17 protein-coding genes are annotated in these 20,617 nt (G+C 47.6%); 10 read left to right on the forward strand and 7 right to left on the reverse strand.

The features are described 5' to 3' along the window. Positions 1-70 precede the first annotated feature (70 nt). Together L6442_RS08035 and L6442_RS08040 are read left to right on the forward strand one after the other, a co-directional pair. Positions 71-1,042, forward strand: coding sequence for a LacI family DNA-binding transcriptional regulator (locus tag L6442_RS08035; RefSeq protein ID WP_194235299.1), 972 nt, complete (start codon positions 71-73; stop codon positions 1,040-1,042). A 234-nt stretch (positions 1,043-1,276) separates the two neighbouring features. Beyond that, a complete protein-coding gene (locus L6442_RS08040) occupies positions 1,277-2,101 on the forward strand; it encodes a polysaccharide deacetylase family protein (RefSeq protein ID WP_237100371.1) in 825 nt (274 codons plus the stop codon). Positions 2,102-2,852: 751 nt separating this feature from the next. On the opposite strand, the gene L6442_RS08045 is transcribed toward L6442_RS08040, so the two are convergent. Further along, complete coding sequence (locus L6442_RS08045; RefSeq protein ID WP_212977664.1) at positions 2,853-3,860, reverse strand: MraY family glycosyltransferase; 1,008 nt, start codon at positions 3,858-3,860, stop codon at positions 2,853-2,855. Positions 3,861-4,031: 171 nt separating this feature from the next. Between L6442_RS08045 and L6442_RS08050 the strand changes: the two genes are divergently transcribed. From L6442_RS08050 to pstA, 4 genes are all read left to right on the forward strand, one after another. Continuing rightward, complete coding sequence (locus L6442_RS08050) at positions 4,032-5,465, forward strand: stalk domain-containing protein (RefSeq protein WP_212977665.1); 1,434 nt, start codon at positions 4,032-4,034, stop codon at positions 5,463-5,465. 33 nt (positions 5,466-5,498) lie between these two features. Beyond that, positions 5,499-6,353: a phosphate ABC transporter substrate-binding protein gene (locus L6442_RS08055; protein ID WP_212977666.1), complete on the forward strand. Its 855-nt coding sequence runs from the start codon at positions 5,499-5,501 to the stop codon at positions 6,351-6,353. A 142-nt stretch (positions 6,354-6,495) separates the two neighbouring features. Beyond that, positions 6,496-7,401, forward strand: coding sequence for a phosphate ABC transporter permease subunit PstC (gene pstC / locus L6442_RS08060; protein ID WP_212977698.1), 906 nt, complete (start codon positions 6,496-6,498; stop codon positions 7,399-7,401). Further along, positions 7,398-8,279 (forward strand): phosphate ABC transporter permease PstA, encoded by an 882-nt coding sequence (pstA, locus tag L6442_RS08065; protein WP_212977667.1) that lies wholly within the window; start codon positions 7,398-7,400, stop codon positions 8,277-8,279. The genes pstC and pstA overlap by 4 nt, the downstream gene beginning before the upstream one ends. 214 nt (positions 8,280-8,493) lie before the next feature. Here the strand turns inward: pstA and L6442_RS08070 are convergent, their stop codons facing one another. From L6442_RS08070 to L6442_RS08080, 3 genes are all read right to left on the reverse strand, one after another. Continuing rightward, entirely contained in the window at positions 8,494-9,327 is an 834-nt protein-coding gene (locus tag L6442_RS08070) for a carbohydrate ABC transporter permease (protein ID WP_212977668.1), read from the reverse strand. An 18-nt stretch (positions 9,328-9,345) separates the two neighbouring features. Further along, positions 9,346-10,248 carry a carbohydrate ABC transporter permease gene (locus L6442_RS08075; RefSeq protein ID WP_194235308.1) on the reverse strand — a complete coding sequence of 301 codons (903 nt, stop codon included), beginning with the start codon at positions 10,246-10,248 and terminating at the stop codon, positions 9,346-9,348. A 118-nt stretch (positions 10,249-10,366) separates the two neighbouring features. Next, positions 10,367-11,626 (reverse strand): ABC transporter substrate-binding protein, encoded by a 1,260-nt coding sequence (locus L6442_RS08080; RefSeq protein ID WP_212977669.1) that lies wholly within the window; start codon positions 11,624-11,626, stop codon positions 10,367-10,369. Between the two features lie 415 nt (positions 11,627-12,041). On the opposite strand from L6442_RS08080, the gene L6442_RS08085 reads away from it, so the two are divergent. The 4 genes from L6442_RS08085 (at position 12,042) to L6442_RS08100 (ending at position 16,303) form a co-directional block, all read left to right on the forward strand. After that, complete coding sequence (locus tag L6442_RS08085) at positions 12,042-13,250, forward strand: ROK family transcriptional regulator (RefSeq protein WP_237100372.1); 1,209 nt, start codon at positions 12,042-12,044, stop codon at positions 13,248-13,250. Between the two features lie 106 nt (positions 13,251-13,356). Further along, positions 13,357-14,028 carry a phosphatase PAP2 family protein gene (locus L6442_RS08090; protein ID WP_212977671.1) on the forward strand — a complete coding sequence of 224 codons (672 nt, stop codon included), beginning with the start codon at positions 13,357-13,359 and terminating at the stop codon, positions 14,026-14,028. A 330-nt stretch (positions 14,029-14,358) separates the two neighbouring features. Next, a complete protein-coding gene (locus tag L6442_RS08095; protein ID WP_212977672.1) occupies positions 14,359-15,072 on the forward strand; it encodes a FadR/GntR family transcriptional regulator in 714 nt (237 codons plus the stop codon). Continuing rightward, positions 15,065-16,303, forward strand: a complete 1,239-nt coding sequence (locus L6442_RS08100) for a CynX/NimT family MFS transporter (protein WP_212977673.1) — start codon at positions 15,065-15,067, stop codon at positions 16,301-16,303. The genes L6442_RS08095 and L6442_RS08100 overlap by 8 nt, the downstream gene beginning before the upstream one ends. A 94-nt stretch (positions 16,304-16,397) precedes the next feature. Here the strand turns inward: L6442_RS08100 and L6442_RS08105 are convergent, their stop codons facing one another. From L6442_RS08105 to L6442_RS08115, 3 genes are all read right to left on the reverse strand, one after another. Then, complete coding sequence (locus L6442_RS08105) at positions 16,398-17,708, reverse strand: glycosyltransferase family 8 protein (RefSeq protein WP_212977674.1); 1,311 nt, start codon at positions 17,706-17,708, stop codon at positions 16,398-16,400. A gap of 101 nt (positions 17,709-17,809) precedes the next feature. Next, on the reverse strand, positions 17,810-18,703 hold the full coding sequence (gene galU, locus L6442_RS08110) for a UTP--glucose-1-phosphate uridylyltransferase GalU (RefSeq protein WP_212977675.1): 894 nt from the start codon (positions 18,701-18,703) through the stop codon (positions 17,810-17,812). A gap of 696 nt (positions 18,704-19,399) precedes the next feature. Next, positions 19,400-20,512, reverse strand: coding sequence for an IS4 family transposase (locus L6442_RS08115; RefSeq protein ID WP_212981630.1), 1,113 nt, complete (start codon positions 20,510-20,512; stop codon positions 19,400-19,402). Between the last annotated feature and the right edge of the window lie 105 nt (positions 20,513-20,617).

Raw genomic sequence — 20,617 nt, forward strand, 5'->3', positions numbered from 1 at the left:
ATGGTTGCAGAAAATATGCAGCAGCCCTTAGCAGCATGATATATAGAGATAGATAAGGAGCGAGGATAAATTGGTAAGTATTAAGGATATCGCTAAAAAAGCCGGGGTTTCCATTTCAACGGTATCTTATGCCCTTAATGGCAGCAATAAAGTGACGGATGAGACAAGTTCCAAAATACTGGCGATCGCCAGAGAGCTGAATTATGTGCCTAATGCGGCCGCAAGAACCTTAAAGAAAAGAGAATCGAAAATTTTGGGCGTGTTTCTGACGGATTTTAAAGGGGATGTATACGGTGAATTGCTGGACGGGATGAAGGAAGTCTGCAACTCCCAGGGATATGACCTGATCGTATGCAGCGGCAAACAATCCCACCGGATGCTTCCGGAGCGCATGATCGATGGCGCGGTCATCCTGGACCATACGTTTTCGAGCGAAGAATTGCTTAAATATGCGGAACGCAATCATAAAATCGTCGTTCTGGACCGCGAGATTGAACATCCGAACATCAATCAGGTATTGCTCGATAATAAAGCCGGAGCAACCTTGGCCACGGAATATTTGCTGGAGCAGGGACATCGAAAAGTGTACATCGTTACAGGCCCTGAAGATTCTTTTGACTCCATTCAGCGGATGAAAGCCGTGAAGATGATTGCGGACAGGCATGACGAAGTCGAATGGATTGAAATTCAAGGGGATTTCAAAAAAAGCGGCGGTGAAAAAGCAGCAGAGCAAATCATGCGGGAATATACGGATCCGGTTGCCGTTTTTTGTCTTAATGACGAGATGGCGATCGGACTATGCAACCGGCTTGCCGATACAGAGTTTAAGATCGGCGAGCAGATTCATTTGATCGGTTTTGACAATATCGAGCTGACCCGGTACATGCAGCCGCGGCTGGCGACGATTGATTATTCGAAACGCAAATGGGGGGCGCTCGCATCCGAGCAGCTCATTAAAATTATTTCCGGAGAAAAAGTGGAGCATGAACGTATTTACGTAACCCTAGTAAAGGGAGAGTCCGTTGGAAAAGGGCCAAAATGAAACATATTCCGCTTGAATCGATAAATGACCCGAAGAGAGACACCGCAGCTTGCGCGTCCTCACTTCGGGTCGTTTGCGTTTGAATAACTTCATAAGCGTACGATATTGCCTGCCCATCAATGAACTCGACGTCCCGCAAAAAAACTTGTACGCAGTAACATTGATAAAAATCCCAGTTTTTTTTGCTCTCAAATGTACAAGATATTACACGGGAGGTTGAGTAAATTGCACATTATGCACATTATGCACATTTTTCTTTGGCTGCTCATCATGTTAATAAGCGGATGCGAACGAAAAGCGGATCCTCCCAACCAATCACCGATAGAGATAAAACAATCTGTGCCAAAAACTCATTTAGAGATAAAACAAGCTGCCCCAAAAACTCATATGATCTCACGAGCCTGCCCAGATTCTATTCCTATCTTGATGTACCATTCCGTTGGCCGCAGTCAACCTGGAGCACTTTTTGTGCCTCCCATGGTATTTCGTAAACAAATGGAACATTTAAAGAACACAGGATATAATACCATAACGTTCAAGGATTTAATGAATTGGAAGGAAAATGGATCGATCCCGGATAAAGCGATTATGATTACTTTTGACGATGGATATTTGGATAATTTTACGGTTGCTTATCCCATTTTAAAAAAGCTTCAAATGAAAGCAACGATATTCGCCACGAGCGATTATATTGGTTCGCCCCATCACTTGAATTGGAGCCAAATAAAAGAAATGGAACAATCCGGGTTCATCGAAATCGGTGGGCATACCCGGCATCATGTAGAACTGACAAAAAGCAACCGTTTACAACTTGTGGACGAGGTTTGGGGGGCTAAACAGAGGTTGGAGAAGGAATTGGGACACCCCATCATTGCGTTTGCTTATCCATCCGGCAAATTCAATCCAAATGCAATACAGGTGGTTAAGGATGCCGGTTTCGAGTTTGCCGTCACGACGAAACCTGGTTACGCCGTAAAAGAACAAGGATTTTTAACCCTTCATCGCATACGAATACCCGGCGAACAGCCAATGGCTGCTTTTATTCGCAAATTCCCCTGATCCCTAATCAAACAGTTGTCTTTATAAAAAAAGTGATCAAAAAAACAATTTCAAATAAAACAAACGGGCTGTCCCCAAAGTAGGTTAGTAGTTTGCTGATCAGACAGCTCACTTGGAATTAGAAACGGTTGGGTAACCCAAAAGTGACGAGCAGAGCTAAGTTCTGCATCGACGCATTGAAAAGTCACACAACACTCTAACGGACACAGTTGACGCTAATGTAGGCAATTTCGACCATTGTGATTTCTAACGGACACAGCTGCAGTTATTTAGTGAAAAAACTCGCTTTTGATGGTGTTTATGAGCAGTTAAGCGCTGTGGTGTCCGTTACATTTTTAAAATAGCTGTTTTTAGCCATTTAACGGTCGTGGTGTCCGTTAGAATCGGAAGCGTAGGCGGAGGTCGCAGTTCATACCGTCCCAAAATGATCCTTTACGTTTACCCGCAAATGGTTTACTTTTGCCGTGGCATCGAAAAGCTGCTGTCAAGAAAACCTCCTAGGGCAACAGGTTGTTCCGTCGGTTCTCCTTGCGAGTGCTAGAGAAGGTCCACGCCGAGTTTGGGCTTGTGGCTTTGGCCCACAATCTACCGAAGGTGGCGGGCTTCCGCTCCACTGCTTTCCTGCAAAAGCGACAGAACAAAAAAAGTTGGACGGAAAACATGACGTTTTCCCGACCAACTTTTTAATTGGGGGACTTATTGGACAGCCCTATGCGAGTAGAAACCTTTGAGGCAGCTTCGCCCGCAAAGATTATGAGGAGGTGCTTAAAAGCATCAGGATAATGGATGACAGCGACAGGCAGGCGCTGATCAAATAAATGAACAATACGGCCTGCTTCGGACTGAGCCCCCATGAAAGCAAGCGGTAATGGATTTGGCTGCGGTCCGCTTTATAAACGGGTTGTCCATTCAGATAACGTTTGATGACGACGTAGATATTATCGAAGATCGGAACGCCAAGCGCCAAGACCGGAACCAGAATCGAAATGACGGTTACCTGCTTAAACGCGCCATCCAGCGCGATAATCCCCAACATAAATCCGATAAATGTCGCTCCGGCATCGCCCATGTAAATTTTGGCCGGAGGTTTGTTGTACTTTAAATAACCAAGCGCAACGCCAACCAGAATGATGGCCATGATCGCCGACTGGGTTTGCCCCTTGGCAATCGCCACGACAAACAGCGTAAGCGCCGAAATGCCGGCCACTCCGCCGGACAAGCCGTCAAGCCCATCCATGAAATTGATGACCGTGGTGACGCCGAAGATCCATAAAATAGTCAGGATGAACTGCAGCCAGTCGGGAAACACGACCATATGCCCGGCAAACGGGATGGTCACGCCGACAAAAGAGATACCGGAGAAATAAACAATCACGGCAGCGCCGACTTGAACGATCGTTTTCGGCAGAGCCGGAAAGTCTTTCCCGCGGGTTTTGTACCAGTCATCCACCATCCCGATTCCAAGAATCAGGAGCGAACCGGCAATAATTCCGGCCATTTCAAGATCCCAATGATTGCTCAGGATCAGATAAGGAATCATAAAGCCCAGGAAAATGGCGATGCTCGCCAGATGGGGAACAGGCTCTTTATGGATTTTCCGGCTGGTAGGTCTGTCGACGAAGTCGACCCGAATCGCCAGCTTGCGCAAAGGTGGGATGAGTGCTAGTACGATTACAAGCGATAAAATAAATCCAATTACATACACGATTTTCGGCCTCCATAATTTCAGATAACAATGGTATAAAACAATTAATGCCATTATTTGCCATTTTTCTCGGATAAGCTCTTTTTCTAACTAGGATAATACCTATTTTTACAAAAGACAACGGTAAATATTTAATGTTTCCATAACACACCTATCGAATGGTTTTAACAATTCTATATGAAAATGGACCTATATCCATTATGTGATTAGAAAAGGGTGAGCCATTTGAGAAACAATAAAATGTACCAAATGATCGCGGCAGCCGCACTTGTTACGGCAGCTTTGTCCACAGGGACCGCGGATGCGGCAGCGGCAAAGGAAACAGTTAAAAGCTCTGAAACCAAAGTCGCATCTTCCAAACTTGCCGTAACCAAAGAGCAGATTCTGATCAATGGCCAAAGCACTGCGGTGTCAATGATCCAAGCGGGAAGCGACAAGCTGATTGCCGCCGCAGAATTGGCTAAGAACTTCGGCACGGCAGTGACGTCTTCTAAAGGCGTAATCACGCTAAGCGGAGGAAAAAACAGTCACAGCATTCAGATCCAACCCGGTTCCAAAGCATTCAAGGTAGATGGAGAGGAGCGTTCCTTTACTACAGCTCCAGTTATGCAGGATGGCCGATTGTATGTCGAATTGAAGGCAGCTGTGGGAGCATTGGGCGGCGAAATCCTGAATGACGGACAATCCGTGCAAATTTTGACGAAAGAGAGAATCGCCGGAAGTTTTGATTCCGTCATTGTAGACGACAAAGGCCAAGTGATTGCCGTCAAAGATGACGCTGAACAAACGCAATTGCTTCGTCTTCATGCGGATTACAGTTCATCCTTATTATCTTCGGATAATAACGTGCCGAATATGGTAATTTCTCCAAGCGGAGATACAGCTGCTTACACGGATGAAACAGGTCAGCTTTATTTGATCGGTTTATTCGGAGGACAGCCTTACAAACTCGGTTCCGATACATCGGTTAAAATGGATCTGGTTTGGTCCGCAGACGGCAAAAAGATTTACTTCGTGCAAGGCGACAAACAGGAAAAAATCTCTTACATATCGATCGATACAGGCAAAATCACCGAGCTTGTGGCAGACAAAGTGGAAAACAAGTCTGAAGTCCGCATTTCGGCCGACGAGAAAAAAATCGCCTACATCGTCAATGTTACCGGCGTTGCGCAAAGCGACAAGGACAGCACGGAAGAATCGCTTAAAATCGATTACTCCGGTGCGGGCGAGCAGATCTATACCCTTGATCTTGGCGTAAAAGACGCCAAACCTGCGGCTTTGACAACTTCCGGCGACAATAAGCTGTATCCGGCTTTCCTGAGCGATGGCAGCGTCGCTTATCTGAGTGCCGATTCCAACGACAATGCCAAAGGCGCTATCAAAGCGGTTGGCGCTGACGGGAAAATCCGCGATGTGATCGCAGATGTGGATGTGACCTTAAGCGCGGCGGTTAACGGAAACGTGGTTGCTACCGGAATTGCCGCCGACGGCAGCAATAAAGTTTACAGTGTTGTGGCAGGCGCGAAAACCGAGCTTTACAGCACGAAATCCGATATTACGGATCTGGCTATTTCGGCAGACGGCAGCTATGTGGCCATTGTTGCAGACGGCAAAATCATCTTGATTCAAAACGGAAAAGCAATTGAAATTACCAAATAATAACGGGTTCAAAAATGAGAGGAGATTATTCAGATGAAAATATTTAAGAAAGTATCCCTTTTGGCTGCAGCTTCTTTGGTAGCCGTAACTACCTTGGTTGGTTCCGTATCCGCCGCATCCAATCTTTCCGGCAAAATCACGGTTAACGGATCCACAGCCCTGCTTCCATTGACGCTGCAAGCGGCGAAAGAATTCCAAAAACTCAACCCAAAGGTTAAAATCGCAGCTTCAGGCAAAGGTTCCGTTACCGGACCGCAGGCCGTGAAAAAAGGCATCGCCGATATCGGCGCATGCGACTGGGACGCCAGCGTGGACGTTCCCGGCTTCAAAGCTTTTGACGGACAGGTGGCAAACAAAGTTGCAGTCATTCCTTTCGCTACGATTGTCAATAAAAACGTCAAAGTAGGCAACCTGACGACTGAGCAGCTTAAAGGTATTTATTCCGGAAAAATCACCAACTGGAAAGAAGTAGGCGGCGACAATGCCGATATCGTGGTTATTACCCGTGCTTTCGGTTCCGGAACACGCGTTAACTACCAAGCTAAAGCGCTGGCAGGCGGCGACATCGTGAAAAAGGACAAAAACTATAAAGAAGTTGGATCCAGCGGCGATATGAAAACGGCTGTAGCAACGACGCCAAACGCCATTGGATACATCGACCTGGTATACGTAAACAGCGATGTAAAAGCAGTCAGCTTCAACGGCGTGGAGCCAACGACTGAAAATGTCATCAACGGATCATATAAAATTTGGGCGTATGGATACTACATGACCAAAGGTCAACCTACAGGGGCGACAAAAGCTTTCATCGATTATGTGCAAAGCCAAAAATTCCAACAAGGCTCCCTGAAAAAGCTGAAATTCATCCCGATTTCTGCAATGAAATAATTCATTAAAAACTCATCTGATTGTACTTTGATGATGTATACTACGGCCAGCCCTGAATGAATATGGGGCTGGCTGCTTTATAGGAGGAAAACCAGTGAGCACGTCCACCCGGCAATATGTTCCCGAAGATTCTTCATTATTGATGCAGCCGTCACGCAAAAATAGATTCAGCCGCTATATGCGCGCCCGATTGGCAAACCGATTGTCAGCGTATTATTTCCTGCTCAGCATTCTGGCATTGTGTTTTGTCCTGGGCCTGGTCATTTTTTTCATCGGAAAAACCGCGATGCTGACTTTTAAACATATCTCCTTGGCGGACTTTTTCCTTTCCTTTAACTGGACGCCGGAAGAGGATCATTACGGAGCGGCGGCGATAATCATCAACACTTTATCCTTAACGGCATTGACCTTGATCATGGCGGTTCCGATAGCTGTAGGTCTGGCCATATTGATCGCGGAAATTGCGCCGAAATGGATAAAAAACATGATGCGTCCGATTCTGGACCTTCTGGTGGGAGTGCCGTCCATCGTTTACGGATACCTTGGTTTGACCGTTTTGATTCCTTTTTTGCGCAGACTCAGCGGAGAGAACTTAGGCGACGGCCTGCTGGCTGCGGCGTTAGTGCTTGCGCTCATGGTGCTGCCGACCATTTGCCGGATCAGCGACGAAGCGATTTCCATGGTACCGAAGAAATACCGCGAAGCCGCATATGCGCTGGGGTCGACGCGCCTTCAGGTTATGCTGCGGGTCGTTATTCCTGCTGCGGGCCGGGGAATTATCGCAGCTATCATCATGGGTATGACGCGGGCGATCGGGGAAACGATGGCGGTGGTGATGGTCATCGGGAACACGGCCCAACTGGCAAAAACGCTGTTCACGCCGGCTTCCGTGCTTACAAGCAATATCGTCATGCAAATATCGAATGTGGAGTTTGACTCCACCTGGAATTATGCGCTGCATATGATGGCATTCCTGCTCTTGGCCATTTCGTTTATTTTGATCCTGTTCATCCGCTATCTCGGCCGCAAAGGGAGTGATAAAGCATGACTACTTTGTCGCGCAGCCGTAAAATGCAAAGATCGCTTGTTTATAACAAGCTGGCAACATGGGCCTTCTATACGCTGGGGGCGCTGGTGCTGCTTCTTATCTTTTGGCTTTTGTTCTCGATTCTCAGCAAAGGGCTTCCGGGTTTGTCGCTCGAATTTTTGACCAAAATTCCTGAGGACATGGATGCGGGCGGCGGGATTGGACCGGTTCTTTTCAATTCTTTTTACATTTTGTTTCTTTCTCTTGTCATTTCGATCCCGATCGGTCTGGGTGCGGGTATTTACATGGCGGAATATGCGCCTGAAAATAAGTTTACCGAGGTATTGCGCATCTGCGTGGAAAGCCTCTCTTCCGTGCCTTCCATCGTATTCGGCATGCTGGGTTTGGCTATTTTCGCGGAATATTTCCAAATCGGTTTGACGATTCTCGGCGGTGCTGTCAGCTTGGCTTTCCTCAACCTGCCGATGCTGGCCCGGGTGACGGAGGAAGCGGTTCGGGCGGTGCCGACGGACGTGAAAAACGCCTCTTACGCGCTTGGAATGACCAAGTTTCAATGTATCCGCACGGTGGTCCTGCCGATGGCGCTGCAGGGGATTATTACCGGCATCTGTCTTGTAGCGGGTCGGGCTTTCGGTGAATCGGCCGTTATTTTGCTGACCGCAGGTCTCAGCACGTCAGGGGAAATGTGGGATTTCAATCTGTTTTCGCCTGGCGAAACATTAGCCGTTCATCTCTGGTATGTTCAGTCGGAGGCGATCGTCGAAGATGCTGCACAGATTGCCGACAGATCGGCGGCGGTGCTGGTCGTGGTTGTTCTGCTCATTAATCTGCTGTTCCGGATCCCGCTGTGGATCAATAACCGCAAGTTGAAGCGTTAGCTGCCAAAACGAAGGAGCCATCCTATCCGGTCTGATTCGACCGGAGGAGGCTCCTTTTTTGAAGATTATAGAATTTATAAATTTTAAGCGGAGCTTAAGAAATCCTATAATCGCAAGAAAAACATCCGCTAAATGCGGTCTGTCTTCCTAGAAAGTACGTCGATAGACGTTTTTCTTACATTTTCCGGGGTCCCTGCAAAGTAATCGGAATAAGCTACGCCTTGATTCCATTCATCGCAATGCCTTCAATAAAATAACGCTGCAGGAATATAAACAAAATGATGATCGGCAGCGTCGCCATGACCGCACCGGCCATCAGCAGCGGATAGTCGGTGGAATGCTGGCCTTGAAACGTCGAAATGCCGATGGATAGCACCCGCATATCCTCAGAACTGGTCATGATGAGCGGCCACAGCAGTTCATTCCATGAGGCCAAGATAGTAAAAATGGCCAGGGAAACGAGCGCCGATTTGGACAGAGGCAGATAAATGTTCCAATAAATCCGGAAGTAGCTGCAGCCGTCTATTTTGGCCGCCTCCTCCAGATCTTTGGGCAGCGTCATAAAGAACTGCCGCAGCAGGAAGGTACCGAAGGCGCTAAAGATTCCGGGAATGATCAGCACGTAAAATGTATCCAGCCAGTCCAGCTCACGCATGATGACAAAGCTTGGAATCATGACCACCTGGGACGGAACCATGAGGACGGCCAGCATTGCGAGAAAAATGATGTTTTTGCCCGGGAACTTCAGACTAGCAAAGGAATAGGCGGCTAGCGAACAGAGCAGAAGCTGACCAGCCGTTCGGCTGACCGTAATGAGCAGTGTATTTCCGTAATATCTTGCAAAATCGATGGTTTCCAAAACCTTGGAATAGTTCTCGAAATGCCATTCCGCAGGGAAAAGCGCGGGCGGCACCTTCATGGAGTCGGCAAAAGATTTAAAGGATGTGGACAGCATCCATAGAAAGGGCATGATCATGAGCACGGCTCCTGCGATGAGCAAAATGTGAACCGCGATCCTGCTTGCTTTGTTGCTGGCGCTGCTTGTCATCGGGCGCGCCTCCTTCCTTTATTGATAATGGACCCAGCGCTTCTGGAAGTACATCTGAAAGGCCGTGATGACGAGGATGATGATAAACAGAATGAAAGCTTGGGCGGAAGCGTAACCCATATTAAAATACTTGAAGCCATCCTCCCAAATGTTGTAGACGACGGTCCGCGTCGAATCGAGCAGGGAGGACTGCTGGCCCATCATGATAAAGACAAGATCGAATACCTGAAAAGAGTTGATGAAAGACATAACAAGCACAAAAAACAGGCTGGGCGTAAGCAACGGCAGCGTAATCCGAAAAAAACGGTACAGCGTACCGGCGCCGTCCAATGAGGCTGCTTCATAGTAGCTGGCGGAAATGCCCTGCAGGCCGGAGAGAAGAATGACGGCGTTATATCCGATGCTGGTCCACACGCTGACGATTACGATCGAGAACAGAGCGAATTTCTCATCGAAGAGCCAGTTCGGCTGCGGCAGATGGAGAGTTCCAAGCACGAAATTAATTAGCCCGAACTCCGAGTTGTACAGCCACTTCCAGACCATTCCGACGGCAATGGGCATCGTGATCACCGGAATAAAATAAAGGGTTCTGTAGAGAACCATGCCTTTGATCTTCTGGTTCAACAGCACGGCTAATATGACGGCAAAAGCAATGGAAAGCGGTACTGTAGCTATAGTGTAGAGCAGCGTGTTCAACAGCGAGCGGGTGAACTTCCCGTCCGCTGCAAGCTGCGCAAAGTTGTCGATTCCGTTAAAGACGGGGGAGGACATGCCGTCCCAAGCCGTAAAGGACAGGAACAAGGAAGCGGCGGAGGGGACCATATAAAATATGGCAAGCCCGAGCACAACCGGGAGAATGAAAAGATATCCCCAGGCCGCTTCACGGATCGAAAGCTTGGAAGGATTGCGCCTTTGCTTTATCGGCGCTTGGGGCTGTTGTTTGGCGGAAGCCGTGGATGCGTTCACGGACAGCACCTTCCTTTCATTTCTGTTTGGTTAACTCTTTTGCCCTGAAAGGATAACCGGGTCATCCAAGGGATTAATGTTTGCCTTCGGTGGCGAGGATCCCGTTCATCTTCTCGGCAATCGTTTTTAAAGCGTCATCAAACGTTTTTTTGCCAAGGAAGGCATCCTGTATTTCCTTCGATTCGATATCCTGCCATTCCGCTGTTTTTTCGGATACCGGATAAGGGACCGCAAACTTCAAGCTGTCCACAAATACCTGCAGGTTTAAAGACGGAATGGATTTGAGCCAACCCTTTTCCGTTCCCTTATAGGCGGGAATGCTGAACCCGGAATCGGCAAGCAGCTGCTCGCCTTCTTTGCCTGACAGCACTTGAATCAGTTCCCATGCTTCCTTTTCATGTTTGGTTTTTCCGTTCATGGCCCAGCTGAGGCCGTGAACGATCGTTGCTTTTTGTTTTCCGGCCGGCAGCGGGGCTACGCCAAGTTTGTCGCCGAGAAGTTTATACAGCTCGGGAGCGCTGACGGAGATGGCCGGGAACATGGCGACTTTGCCGGATCCGAAAAGCTGCAGCGGTTTGGTCTCCAGCTGCTGTTGGGCGCTCGGGGAGATTCCTTTTTCCATCAGGCTTTGCTCCCATTTGAAGGCGGATAAAGTTTCAGGGGAATCGAAACCGGAGCTTTTTTTATCCTCTGAAATGATGTAGCCTCCAGCCTGATGAATGAGATCATAATAACCCGACTGGCTGTCAATCAATGCGGCGTAGCCGTAGACGCCATTCTCTTTATTCGTCAATTTGGCAGCATTTTCTTCAATGGAGTTCCATGTCCAGCTATCGTCCGGGTAGGGGATGCCGGCTTTGTCGAATAATTCTTTATTATAGTAAAGTCCTACGGCGTCGAGGAAATAGGGAAGGCCGTAAAGATGATCCTTGTAAGAGTAAAGGTTGATAAGCGCGTCCGTGTATACGGAAGCATCGAGCTTGCTTTCGTCAACGAGGGGTTGAAGATCCTTGATCCAACCGTTGGAGGCATATGCATAGAAGTTCGGACCGTTCATCCAAAAAACATCCGGGCCGCTGTTGCCGGCAAGGCTTGTCTTGAGCTTCGTCCAATAGTCGGCCCAAGGCGTGTAAGTCACTTTGACTTCGACATCCGGATGGTTTTGATTGTACAGCTGAATGGTTTTGGTGAGAGGTTCTTTCACGTTTTCATCCCATAAAGCGACATTTAACACCTTTTTGCCGCTCGACTCACCCGTGGAACCGCCGCAACCGGCCAAAACCGCCGCAAACAGGAATATGATCGTTAAGAGTCCACAAAAGCTTTTTCTCATCGATACCGCCTCCTCATTTTGGATATAGAACGGATTTAGTTTGAACCGCGATCTTGTATGCAAAATTACCCCCTTTCCTGACTTATCGGGCCATAGTTTTTCCAGTTATCAAAAAAAGTGGATTCAAGTAAATGAGCTTCTTCGCATTAACATCTTAGGAAGACTATGGCTTCTGTTGCGTAAGATTATAACGGTGTCATGCATCTTTTTCAAGTAAGCGTTTACAATTAATTTTTTAATTTAATTCTGTTTTCTTGAAATCAAGAAGAGAAGTGTATTTTCACCTGTACATATTTTTCTCGGTGGAATAAGTGTTGCGGAGTATGTGAGTCAGCCTATATTTTACGCAGTACATGGAATAAGATGGGATTTATAGACGTGTTTTGGTGAAGAAAGGAGAATGTTGTTGAAACGGATGAGGAAAGGCGATTTGAAGCTGGTTCAAGAGCTTAACCGTTCGTTAATATTAGATCAGATCCGCAGCAAAGGCCCGATTTCCAGAATCGATATCGCCAAAGAATGTCATATGAGCCCATCAACCGTCGCTGCGGCCGTTCAGGATTTGATAAAGGAAGGTTATGTTTCCGAGCTTGGCACAGGTGATTCCAGCGGCGGACGAAAGCCGATTTTGCTGCGGTTTGCGCCTGAGAACCATTTGATCGTCGCCGTTGATATCACAAATGAAGCGATTCTAATCGCGGAACTGAATCTGGAGGCCGAAGTAAAACGCAAGGTTAGCAGCCCGCTTGAAGGCCGGAAAGGGAATGAAGCCATCCGATTTATGATGGAAGAACTGGATGGATTCATGCAGACCTGCGAGCGCCTTGACCACTGCGCAGGCATTTCGGTTACTGTTCCAGGCGTAGTAAACGAAAAGGAAGGGACCGTATATTATAATTCAAGGCTTGGCCTTGACCATGTGCCGTTAAAAAAAATGATCGAAGACCGCTACGGGCTGCGGGCATGGGTTGAAAACGATGCAAACGCCGTTGTGCTGGCCGAGCGGAGGTTCGGTAGGTGCCGCGAATGTCCGGATTTGATTTATATTGTCGTCGGAGACGGAGTAGGCGCGGGTATTCTTGTCAATGACCATATTTTGCGCGGCACCCGCGGGGGCGCAGGCGAATTTGGCCATTTCAGCGTAACCGGAAGCGGCTTAAGATGCGGCTGCGGGAATGTGGGATGTCTTGAAAACGCCATTAGTTGGCCTGCGGTTTTTTCGAGAATAGTGGCAGGGATAGCTTTGGGAAGACCAACGGTATTCAATGAGCTGTGCGGGAAGGACTTCGCGGCGATTCAACCGTCTGTTTATAAAAAAGCGGTTCACCTTGGCGATGCACTCGCAAACGAGATAAATGAAGACATTGCCGAGCATTTAAGCACAGGTATCGTTAACTTGGTGAATCTGTTTAATCCCGGAACGATTATTCTTGGCGGCTGTCTGGCGCTTGATAATCCGGCGCTGCTTGAGCGGGTGCGGAATCATGTCGACAAACGCGGGCTGCGAGTATTAAAAGATGACATTCGAATCGAACAGACATCGCTTGATCCGGATGCCAATCTGATTGGCGGAGCTGCGGTTGTGCTTCAGGATATGTTCCGGTTTTCGCTGGTTGATGATTGAAAAATTCACCGAATCTACACCATACGGGTGTTGAATGATGTTGAACCACGGGGTACAATGGTTCACAAGGTTTTGTTAGTTGAATCCGGAAAGGTACTGATCGTTTATGTCATGGCTAAAAAATAAGATTCCTGAGCGGATGATGCGCTGGACCCCCCTTTTGCTGATGCTTGTTTTTCCTGTACTTGGCAGCCTTTATCAATTGGTGAATAAACCCAGAAGCCGGGTATATTCCTTAGTCACGCCCCTGGATGAGGCGACGCCTTTCATTAAATATTTTGCGCTTCCGTATGGGGTTTGGATTTTCTTCATTTATGTATGTATTGTTTATTTTTTCTTCCATGATCGGAGTTCGTATTACCAGTCTCTGCTGCTGTATACCGTGTGCGCACTGACATGTTATATCATTTATCTGGTATTTCAGACGACTGTGCCGCGGCCGGAAGTGGTCGGAAATGATCCGTTTTCAAAGTTGATGCAGTATATTTATAACCGTGACAAGCCGTTTAACTGTTTTCCGAGTATCCACTGTTTCTCGAGTTATATGGTGATGAGGTTGATTTGGAAGAGTCCGGCGCGGAATTGGGTAAACATCATTTTGATCAGCGGAATGTCGCTTTTGATCATTGCATCGACGTTGTTTGTCAAGCAGCATGTGATCATGGACGTGGTTGGCGCGATTGCACTTGTTGAGATTTATTACTTTATATTCTTCAAGCTTCTGACGAAATACCGCCATAAAATGGCTTCCGAGCGCCATCAGGAATTTCATGCATAATAAATATGAATCAGTATAATTTCTTCTGTAATTCTATATGGATTTATGAACTGCCCTAAGGGGCAGTTTTTTTTAGATATAAGACTTCCATGCCGCTTCGCGGCACCACTGATAGATGAAAATTTTGTCACTTCGGAGATCTCGCATCCTTATATCGCAAGAAAAATTACCGTCAAATGCGGTCTGTCTTCTATGAGAGTACGTCGATAGACGTTTTTCTTATTACACGCAAAGCCAGAAAGTTTATACATATTATTTTCAGAAAAATATACATTAATTTTTAAAAATATGTTAGAATGAACCAAACATCGGATGTTTGGAGGTATAAAAATGACATTACAGCCCCCGAAAAAACGAACGCTGGTTGAGCAGATCGTATCTCAATTGGAGCGTTTGATCGAAGAGGGCGTTTGGCCCGTTGGAGAGCGAATCCCTGCGGAGCCCGAGCTTGTAAAAGAGCTTGGCGTTAGCAGGAACACGGTCAGGGAAGCCATTCACGCTCTTATCCATGCAGGCATGCTGCGGACAAGGCAAGGTGACGGAACGTATGTGTGTTCTGCAAGCAGCCTGACGCCGGTGCTGGCGCGAAGGCTGGAGCGCTCTAAGTTGAGCGAAACGCTGGAGGTCCGGGCGGCTTTGGAACAGGAGGGAGCCCGTCTAGCTGCGTTGCGGCGAACGCCGGATGATATCGCACAGATTAAAGCGGCGTATGAGGACTGCCGCAAGGCGGAAGAAGAGGGGAATATCGCCTGCTACATCCGTTCGGATTATATATTTCACAAAGAGGTTATTGCAGCCGCACATAATTCTATTCTAAGCGATTTGTACGACTCCATAAGCGAAGCCGTAGAACAAGTGTTGACTTATGGAAGCGGCAGCTTGGATTTGATAAGGAAGCATTCGGTGCTGAACGGCCGGCTGGTTGCGGCGATCATTGCCCAGGATGGGGTCGAATCCATGGGGGTCGTTCGGACCTATATCGATGCTACGCATGAAATGCTGCTTGAGGATAGAGAAGGAGGAAATGAATTACATCATGAATAGCGTAACACAAGTAAAAAACGAGACAGACCAAACGCCTGTATCTACCGGATTAAAGGCAGTCATATTGCTGCTTGGCATTATTATGATTGCAACCACGCTGCGTTCCCCTATTACAGCGGTCGGGCCGCTTGTTGAAACGATCCGCAATGACACCGGAATGTCCCACACCCTGGCCGGGCTGCTGACGACATTTCCATTGCTCGCATTTGCTTTGATTTCGCCTCTGGCTCCCAAAATGGCCCGGAAGTGGGGGATGGAGAGAACTCTTTTTGCAGGAATAATTATCGTAACCACAGGAATCATATTGCGGTTTGTGCCATCCCTGGCAGCTTTGTTTGCCGGTACGATTCTTCTTGGTATTGGTATTGCCGTTGGCAACGTACTGCTGCCCAGTCTGATTAAACGGGATTTCCCGCTCCGGGTTGGCGTGATGACGGGAATTTATTCCGTATCGATGAACGTGTTTGCGGCGGTTGCTTCCGGTATCAGCATTCCGGTATCCAGACAGCTTAGTTCCGGATGGCGCGGTTCGCTATTGATGTGGGGCATTTTATCCCTTGCCGCGCTCATCGTCTGGCTGCCGCAACTGCGCTACCGCCACCAAGAAAGAAATGCCCGGATCTCGTCCCATGGCAGTGTATGGGGCTCCGGGCTGGCTTGGCAGGTGACCATTGTGATGGGACTGCAATCTTTTGTGTTTTATTCCATTGTCGCCTGGCTTCCCGAAATGTTGACCGAACGGGGAATGAACGCTTCCACGGCAGGGCTGATGCTTTCACTGATGCAGCTGTTCAGCGTGCCGGCTACATTTATCGTTCCGATTCTTGCAGCCCGGTTTAAAAATCAGCGCGGACTTGTTGTCGCCACGTTTTTGTGTTTTATCCTTGGTTTTGTCTTTTTGCTGGCCGGATCCAATGCCCTGGTTTCCGTTACCATGATTCTGATCGGCATTGGAACAGGTTCTGCTTTTGGAGTTGTGACCATGTTCTTTACGCTTCGCACGCGCCATACGCATCAGGCTGCTGAATTATCCGGCATGGCCCAATCCATCGGATATTTGCTGGCAGCTATCGGACCGTTCCTTATCGGTTTTGTCCATGATTTAACGGGCGGCTGGATTGCGGCGATTGGACTCCTGTTTTTAGTAGCTATCATCTATATGATGGCGGGATGGGGAGCTGGAAGCGACCGTTATATTGGAGAGGAACATGTTAAAACCTCCGTCAACTGACGGAGGTTTTTGGCCATATGGCTATTTTAAGATTATAGAATTTATAAATTTTCAGCGAAGCTGAACAATTCTATAATCGCAAGAAAAACTTCCGCTAAATGCGGTCTGTCTTCTTAGAAAGTACGTCGATAGACGTTTTTCTTATGTTCAATAATGGGAGCGGAATATTCGACCTCCGATTTAGACGGCTGCCTGATTTTAATGGGATATGCTTTTTGGTCGACTGAAGCACAACCGTTTTTTTTGACTTCATGCGTGTTCCGGATGTCGTCTTGTTCAAGGAAGCCGGGTTCTCCTTTCTCCGCTGCTTCACTTTAAGTCGTCTGCTTTGTCTAATGCCAATGCCCCCGGATTTACTTAGTGAGATTTTCCGGTTTTTTCGCTTTAGGAGAAGATATCGGCCTCGGGCACGGACCTTTCTTCTGGAGATTCTGCGTCTAACAGACCGAACGGACCGCGTTTTTTGAGCTGGCCGCAAAGCCGGCATTGGCTGAGCTGGATCTAAGGGATCAAATGACTGCGCTGGCCCCGGATGCTCTGCCCCCGCATGGTCTATATGCCCTGCATGTTCTACATGCCTCATTGGTTCCACTGTCTGCACCAATTGCGCCAGCTGCTCAGAAGGGATTCTCCAGGGAGTCAGGTTAAGGTGATCCTGATACAAGCCGAATCCGGGAGAAAGCGGATCCCAGCATTTGATATCGCCTGCAAAGTGCACGATTTTTTGATGAAAGTCCGGTTCTAAACCATTGATGTGGAAGGAGTTAAAACGCTGATCCAATGGAAGGAAGTTCCGGCCAAACACATGATTCAATACGTCCTGATCCGGCATGGTGGTATCGGGGTGGCTGCGCAAGAAGTTCACCATTTCCTCATACCAGTTCAATTTTTGGCGGATATTATTCAACCCGAATAAGATAACACCTGAATTAAAGTAACTCTCCGGATTCAGACCGAAAGCCGCGACGATATGGGCTACGCCCATGATGCCTTGATCATGGATTGCCCCCAAATAACAACCGCCCAGATCCGTCGCCCACAGCTCCGAAATGTCCATATTCACGATAACGTCGCAGTCCAAATAAATGACTTTATCAGTAGGTATCAGGGAAGGAATCAGCAGCCGGTACATGCTTCCCGATGTCCATCTATTCATCGAAATGGTACCTGCCAACGCTTCAGAAATTTCAGGGGGCAGGGTAACCGGATAAAAGTTGATAGTGTGATTAAAAGACGAAGAAAGCTGTACCAGCCTGAGCTTGTTCTCTTCGGTTAAAGTTTCATCATGAAGGATATGAACATTGATCTGGGAACCCGTGTTGCGAAAAACCGACGTGAGAACAGCAGCGGCGTGCTCCGCGTAACTTCCATCCCGATCGTTAAAAGCCAAAGCCAATTCGATCATTCGGTCAATCACTCTCCTTATCATTATGAATGGTGTATCTCGCAAGAGCTAATTCCGTTAACGCATGTAACTTTCTAGAAATTACTTAGGTTCACGAACGGTTATGGTTCGGAATTCGGGATATCCGTGTCTTTTTTCAGAAGCTTGGTGACTTCCTCTTGAAGGTTGTGCTTCAGTTTTCCGCGTTGTTCCGTCATCGCCAGAATCGCTTTAAGATAGCCAAGGGGATCGCCTACATCATGCCAGCGCCCGCTGATTTCGCAGGTGTACATCGCTTCCTTGACCACAAGCCGGTTCAAAGCGTCCGTAAGTTGAATTTCACCCCCGACGCCAGGCGGTTGATGCTCCAGAATATCAAAGATCGATGGAGTCAAAATATAACGGCCGACCATGGCCAGACGCGAAGGTGTTGTACCCACGGGGGGTTTTTCGACTAAACGTTCCACATATTCAAACGACTCAATTAACGGTTTGGAATCGACGATGCCATAGGTTGATACTTTGTCTTCGGCCACCGTTTGAACTCCCAGAATTGAAGTTCGGAACCTCTCGAATCCTTCGATAAGCTGTTTTAATGCTGGAGGTTCAGCCTCGAAGAAGGTATCTCCGAGCAACACGGCAAAAGGCTCTTCTCCTATAAATTTCCTACCAACGCTGATGGCGTGCCCAAGACCTTTGCGTTCGGATTGGCGGATGTAATGAATGTCTGCGAGTCCGGTAAATTCCCTTACCTTGCGAAGTTCCTCGAACTTCCCTTTTTGTTCCAGGAAGTATTCGAGTTCATGCGCCGAATCGAAATGATCCTCGATGACTTTCTTCCCTTTTCCAGTAACGACGAGAATCTCTTCGATTCCGGAAGCCGCAGCTTCTTCAATAATAAATTGAATGATCGGTTTATCAATAATCGGAAGCATCTCCTTGGGCATTGCTTTGGTAGCTGGAAGAAGCCGCGTTCCGTAACCTGCTGCCGGTATGATCGCTTTACGAATCTTCAAGTGGTCCTCCCCCTTATTAGTGCAGTCGTATATGCTGTCATCATATGCCGGAAGGCGTTATGAATAGTGGACATCTATCTAATTGCGTAAAAAATATATAGCTAACCTGTCCTTTCCGGCAGAACTGCGGGTTCATCACCCATGATCAGTACGGTTGGGGAAAAGAAGGATTGTCCATTCCCCAAGATTCTGATCCAATGAATTCTGTGAAGAAACCTTGGTATTGCTTTCGTACTGTGGGAGATCTATAACGAGTTTTACATGGAGATGCCGCTGAAACAACTGGTGATAAGCGAGAGCATAGAAAGGATATGGGGTGAAGAGTTAGGAGTGAAAAGTGAAGAGTGAAGAGTGAAGAGTGAAGAGTGAAGAGTGAAGAGTGAAGAGTGAAGAGTGAAGAGTGAAGAGGCGGAAAACGTTATCGGAAATGTCGGAGGAACGAGAAACAAATACATGATATGATGCGATTTGCATTGAAATAATGCGATTGAAGGCAGGAAAAGATGCAGAAGGAATCAATTTCATAATGAATAATATTACGGGTATTCGAACAGCGGCATTATGAAATGGTGGATTTAGCAAAATCCTACATTCCTTATCAATTCGACTATGTTGCAGGAGGCGGCACAAAAATGACTGGCTGTTCCATCCGAAAAGTTGCAAAAGTACACGCCTGTTGATTTACCAGCATCTGGGTTATGGCAATGCTAAATGGTGAGCCAAATAAACCACCCATTCGGGAGGCAAGGCCGCTAAGCTGATCAGTCGATCGAACTCTGCAAAAGATAATCGTGCACTTGGGTGAACCTGGCTATTTCCCTGCTCATACACGTACTGAAGCAGCACGTACACGATTAATGCGGTGTATAATTGTCCGTAAACGGCATTTGGTGTCTTCCCAAAAAGTTTGGGCACATTCAGATGCTGTTTAATCCATCGAAAAAACACCTCGATTTGCCAGCGTTGTCGGTAGATTTCTGCTATTTTCTCCGCCGAGGGACGGTGTAAGTTGGTCGCCAGGACAACCGGGTTGCCTTGGGGATCCTTTAGCTTTACGACCCGAAATCGATATCGGGTCAAAGACGCTTTTGTTCCGAGCTGACAGGTCAAATCTTGCTCAATTGTATGTTCGTAAGGGCGTTTTCGTTCACGATAAACCGGCTCATGCAGTACCGTATTGTTTCTCAACCGGATGACAAAATACTGCCGTTGCTCCTGCTCCATGTACGCATCAAACTGCTTATGCTTTCCATATGCACGATCCGCAACCAGAATGAAATTAGAGTCCGTTACCGCACTGCACAGGGTCGAATCGTGCTGTTTTCCCGTCGATTCCGTAACACGATGGAGTTCGCCGGTCTCAGTCAACAAAGACACGTGCAGCTTAATGCCACTCTTCTCTCCTTTTACCGATGGAGCCCAAGGCAGCCGATTGTGACCGGCAGAAATGGTCGTGGAATCCACCGCCAGCGGCTCTTTTGGAAGCCGAAGACGCCTGCGAGTGGAGCGATTGCATTTGCGAATCAGTAGATGAAGCAGTTGCTTAAAGACGCTGAACGGAACTTCTTTCGCTTTTTTGGAGATCGTGGAGTGATCCGCCGGACGCAATCCACAGGCGACCATTCGCTTTTCTCCGTCTCGATAGCCATCCCACTGCCCAAGCGCCGCTTCAGCAAGAAAGATAAAGAGCTCGTAAACTGTAAATTTCCTTGCTGTATCAACATAATTGGCTTGCTGTAACAAAGGTTGAAGCTCCTCGTTAGGAATAAGGGATTGAAGAATAGGGACTAACATTGTACGATGGTTCATGAGACCGTCTCACCTTCCGTAGGGTTTGTAGGGGTACAAACACTTTACAGAAATGAGCGGTCTTTTTCTACCATTTTTTTGATAATCAACAGGCGTACAAAAGTA

Origin of the sequence: Paenibacillus azoreducens, from assembly GCF_021654775.1 — a bacterium.
Taxonomy (GTDB): Bacteria; Bacillota; Bacilli; order Paenibacillales; family Paenibacillaceae; genus Paenibacillus_AQ; species Paenibacillus_AQ azoreducens.